General features: G+C 47.2%; 2 protein-coding genes and 2 pseudogenes. 3 read left to right on the forward strand and 1 reads right to left on the reverse strand.

All coding sequences use genetic code 11. The annotated features are described in order from the left end of the window. The 3 genes and pseudogenes from IM477_RS12535 to IM477_RS12545 form a co-directional block, all read left to right on the forward strand. A pseudogene (locus tag IM477_RS12535) lies at positions 1-124 on the forward strand (IS630 family transposase); the annotation flags it as partial. A gap of 12 nt (positions 125-136) precedes the next feature. Next, positions 137-2,977, forward strand: a pseudogene (locus IM477_RS12540) (beta strand repeat-containing protein); the annotation flags it as partial. Positions 2,978-3,059: 82 nt separating this feature from the next. Next, the gene (locus IM477_RS12545) at positions 3,060-3,785 is read left to right on the forward strand and encodes a hypothetical protein (protein ID WP_287731998.1); all 726 of its coding nucleotides are present in this window, start codon (positions 3,060-3,062) and stop codon (positions 3,783-3,785) included. A gap of 161 nt (positions 3,786-3,946) precedes the next feature. Here the strand turns inward: IM477_RS12545 and tumA are convergent, their stop codons facing one another. Continuing rightward, positions 3,947-4,177, reverse strand: a complete 231-nt coding sequence (gene tumA / locus IM477_RS12550; RefSeq protein WP_002771674.1) for an antitoxin TumA — start codon at positions 4,175-4,177, stop codon at positions 3,947-3,949. Between the last annotated feature and the right edge of the window lie 166 nt (positions 4,178-4,343).

Here is a 4,343-nt window from a genome sequence, read left to right on the forward strand (position 1 = left end):
TCGAGAATTTGAAAATAAAGAAGAACTGGAAAAAGTAGTCAATCAGCTTTTAAATGAAGGGGGATTGATTATTAAATGGAGTAGAAAACTTAAAAATAAGGGTAATGCTGTCAATGTAACTTAAATGCGTAAAAGCTTATTAGGAACCGGCACAGGCAGTTTTGGTGCCGCCACTAACTTTACTGTGGGGACTGCTCCCCGTTCCGTGACGGTAGGGGACTTCAACGGCGACGGCAAATCCGATTTGGCTGTGGCGAACGCTAACAGCAGCAATGTCTCGGTGCTATTAGGAACCGGCACAGGCAGTTTTGGTGCCGCCACTAACTTTACTGTGGGGAATGGTCCCATTTCCGTGAGAGTAGGGGACTTTAACGGCGACGGCAAATCCGATTTGGCTACGACGAACGGTTCGGGCTACAACGTCTCAGTCATCCTCAATACCACCCCGAAAATCACCATCGCCCCCGGCACCAACCCCGTAGAAGGGGGAACCGTCGGCACCTTTATCATCAGCCTAGACACCCCCGCGCCCACGGGTGGGATAGTGGTCAACTTCAACACTACTGGCAGTACCGCCACCCTTGCCACCGACTATTCCTTCACTGCTGGCACAAATATCACCGCAGTAACCGCCAACACCTTCACCATCGCCGCCGGAGCCACCACCGCCACCCTCAACGTCGTCGCGGTATCCGATGCAGTAAATGACCCCAACGAAACCGTCAAAGTCAACCTGACATCGGGGGGAGACTACATCCTCGGTGCCAACTCCAGCGCCAGCTTTAATCCTGCTACTAACTTTTCCGTGGGGACTAATCCCCTTTCCGTGACGGTAGGGGACTTCAACGGCGACGGCAAATCCGATTTGGCTGTGGCGAACGCGTACAGCGGCAACGTCTCGGTGCTATTGGGAACCGGCACGGGTAGTTTTGGCACCGCCACTAACTTTGCTGTGGGGAGTGGTCCCTTTTCCGTGACGGTAGGGGACTTCAACAGCGACGGCAAATCCGATTTGGCTGTGGCGAACGCTAGCATCAACAACAACGTCTCAGTGCTATTAGGAACCGGCACGGGCAGTTTTGGACCCGCCACTAACTTTTCCGTGGGGAGTTTTCCCTTTTCCGTGACGGTAGGGGACTTCAACGGCGACGGCAAATCCGACTTGGCTGTGGCGAACCGTTACGGCAGCAACGTCTCAGTGCTATTAGGAACCGGCACGGGCAGTTTTGGACCCGCCACTAACTTTTCCGTGGGGAGTGGTCCCACTTCCGTGACGGTAGGGGACTTCAACGGCGATGGCAAATCCGATTTGGCTGTGGCGAACTTTAATAGCAACAACGTCTCGGTACTATTGGGAACCGGCACGGGTAGTTTTGGCACCGCCACTAACTTTGCTGTGGGGAGTAGTCCCCGTTCCGTGGCGGTAGGGGACTTCAACGGCGACGGCAAATCCGATTTGGCTGTGGCGAACTCTGTGAGCAATAACGTATCGGTGCTATTAGGAACCGGCACGGGTAGTTTTGGCACCGCCACTAACTTTACTGTGGGGACTGTTCCCCGTTCCGTGACAGTAGGGGACTTCAACGGCGACGGCAAATCCGATTTGGCTGTGGCGAACTCTGTGAGCAATAACGTATCGGTGCTATTAGGAACCGGCACGGGCAGTTTCGGCACCGCCACTAACTTTTCTGTGGGGAATGGTCCCCTTTCCGTGACGGTAGGGGACTTCAACGGCGACGGCAAATCCGATTTGGCTGCGGCGAACTTTTACAGCCACAACGTCTCGGTACTCCTCAATGCTGACCCCACTGCCACCGTCACCATTACCGATGTTTCTCAACCCGCAATTTCTCTTACTATCAACGACGTAACCCTTACCGAAGGCAATAGCGGCACCACTAACGCGGTCTTTACCGTGAGCCTTTCTAGTGCCGCCAGTACGGTTGTTAGCGTCAACTACGCCACCGCCAACGGTACAGCCACCGCCGGAACCGATTACACTGCTATTCCTACCACCACCTTAACCTTCAATCCGGGAGAAACTTCTAAAACGATTACAGTTGCAGTCAATGGCGATAACCAAGTTGAACTCAATGAGACATTTTTCCTCAATCTCAGCAATTTACAAGGAAATGGCAGTAATGTCACCTTAGCTGATAATCAGGGACAGGGAACGATTAATAACGATGACAGTGCATCTATTGCGATTAGTGATGTCACAATTACCGAAGGAAATAGTGGGACAACTAATGCAGTATTTACTGTCACTCTTTCTAATCCCGTCGATACAGCAGTAACGGTTAATTATGCCACAGCCAATGGAACCGCTACCACCGCAGACAATGATTATACGGCGATTGCTACTACTCCCTTAATCTTCAATGCTGGTGAGACTTCTAAGACGATTACTGTTGCTGTCAATGGCGATAACCAAGTTGAAAGTAACGAGACTTTCTTCGTCAATTTGAGTAACCTAAATGCTAATGGTCGCAACGTTACCATAGCCGATAACCAAGGACAAGGTACGATTACCAATGATGACAGGAGTACCTTCAAGAAAACCATAATTGGCGGGCCTGGTAATGACAACCTAATTGGTAGTCAGGGAGTAGATTACATCTTCGGTCGCGGAGGTAACGACACCCTCACAGGCGGAAACGGAGCCGATAGCTTCGTCTTCAATAATATAACCGAAGGAATTGATACAATAACAGACTGGGGAGTTGGTGGCGGCGATCGCATAGAAGTTTCAGCATCAGGGTTTGGTGGTAATTTGACGGCTAATGCTTTATTAGGCCAGTCTCAATTTATCTTAGGTAGTGCTGCATCAAATAACAATCACCGATTTATTTACAATAATTCAACCGGAGACTTATTCTTCGACTCCGATGGAATTGGCATCATTGCTCAACAAAAGCTGGCAATTTTAACAGGTGCACCTTCTCTAAGTGCTAGTGATATTTTTGTTTTTGCTTAGTACATTTGCTTGAAATCTCTTCAAGGCAAATAGCACTTTTTTTGCAAATAAATTCAACCTTTTTTAGTTTGGAAAGACAACAATGAAAACACTCCCCTTACACCTAGCGTTAACACTGCTTGCAACTCTCAGCGCTGTTTCCCCTGCGATCGCCGCTAGTTTTAGTGGACAATTATCTAATGTCACTCTTAAGCTGGATATCAGCCAATTATCGCTCATTGATTTTGAAAATGTCGGAGGGGAAAATTCATCTCTTCCTCAGCTAACAACCACAGGAACAGGAACCGCTCAAGGAACTTCAACTAACTCGACTTTTTGGGAGATTGATCCATCATCATTAAGTTTTATTCAGTTAAATTATGATGGTGGTAATATCTCAGGTCAATCTGGATTACAAGGTTTCGCCTCGGCTGTTGTTTCAGGAAACAGCAATAAACTCGCCATCACCAACAAAGGTAGTAGCGGACAGAATTTAACAATTCAAGGTAACTATTCTGTGAGTCTCAACACGCAAATTGTAGATCCATTATTCGAGTCGGCTCAAGCCGAATTTACTTTAAAATTCATGAAAGAGCCAGGAACAATTGTCAATAGTTTTAGTCAATTGATTGGTGGAAATAACTCATTCAGTGAGACCAAAAATTTTACTATTTCCTTGAACATTCAAGCTGGTGAGACAGTTTTCATAACATCAGATTTGTCAGGACAAGCGCAAGCACAGGCGCAAGCGCAGACGGTTCCCGAACCATCCTTAACTCTTCTGGGAATAGGAGTGGTTTTAGGCGCTCTACCTCTTCTCAAGGTGTAGGGTGCGTTAGGCGGCTATCAATTCCGTCAAAAAACCAAAATTAACAAGCCGCCGTAACGCACCACCTCTATCATTAAATTGGTGCGTTACGCTATCGCGCTTCACACCCTACTGGCTGCACAATTGCTTGCTCTACTTGATTGAGGTAATCAGATAAAAGTTTAAGCAGCATGATTTAATATTTGTTCTAATTCTTGACGCAAAGCAAGGTAATGACGATAATCGTTTGCCCATTCTATAAATATTATATCATCTGATAATGTTCCCTGATTGTATTGGTTATAAAAATCTTCGGAATCCATTTTATGTTGGTTCTCATAAACGCTAAGTCGCTTGGCAACAGCAATCAAAGCATCTAAAGATGATGTATATTGAATGGTCTGTTTACGCATTTTTCTTTTACTCCAAAATAGGGTTTGCTGAATAAATTTGAAATGTAGGCAAAGTAAAGGTTTTGGGGCTTTTCTCGCGAAACAGGTGCAAGATTTTGAGAGAATCGTCGTTCAAAACCTTGCGTCTTCATCGGCCCGCGTCCTGTAGGGGCGAAGCATTCGGGCA

Source organism: Microcystis sp. M090S1, from assembly GCF_020246295.1.
In the GTDB taxonomy this organism is placed as follows: domain Bacteria; phylum Cyanobacteriota; class Cyanobacteriia; order Cyanobacteriales; family Microcystaceae; genus Microcystis; species Microcystis aeruginosa.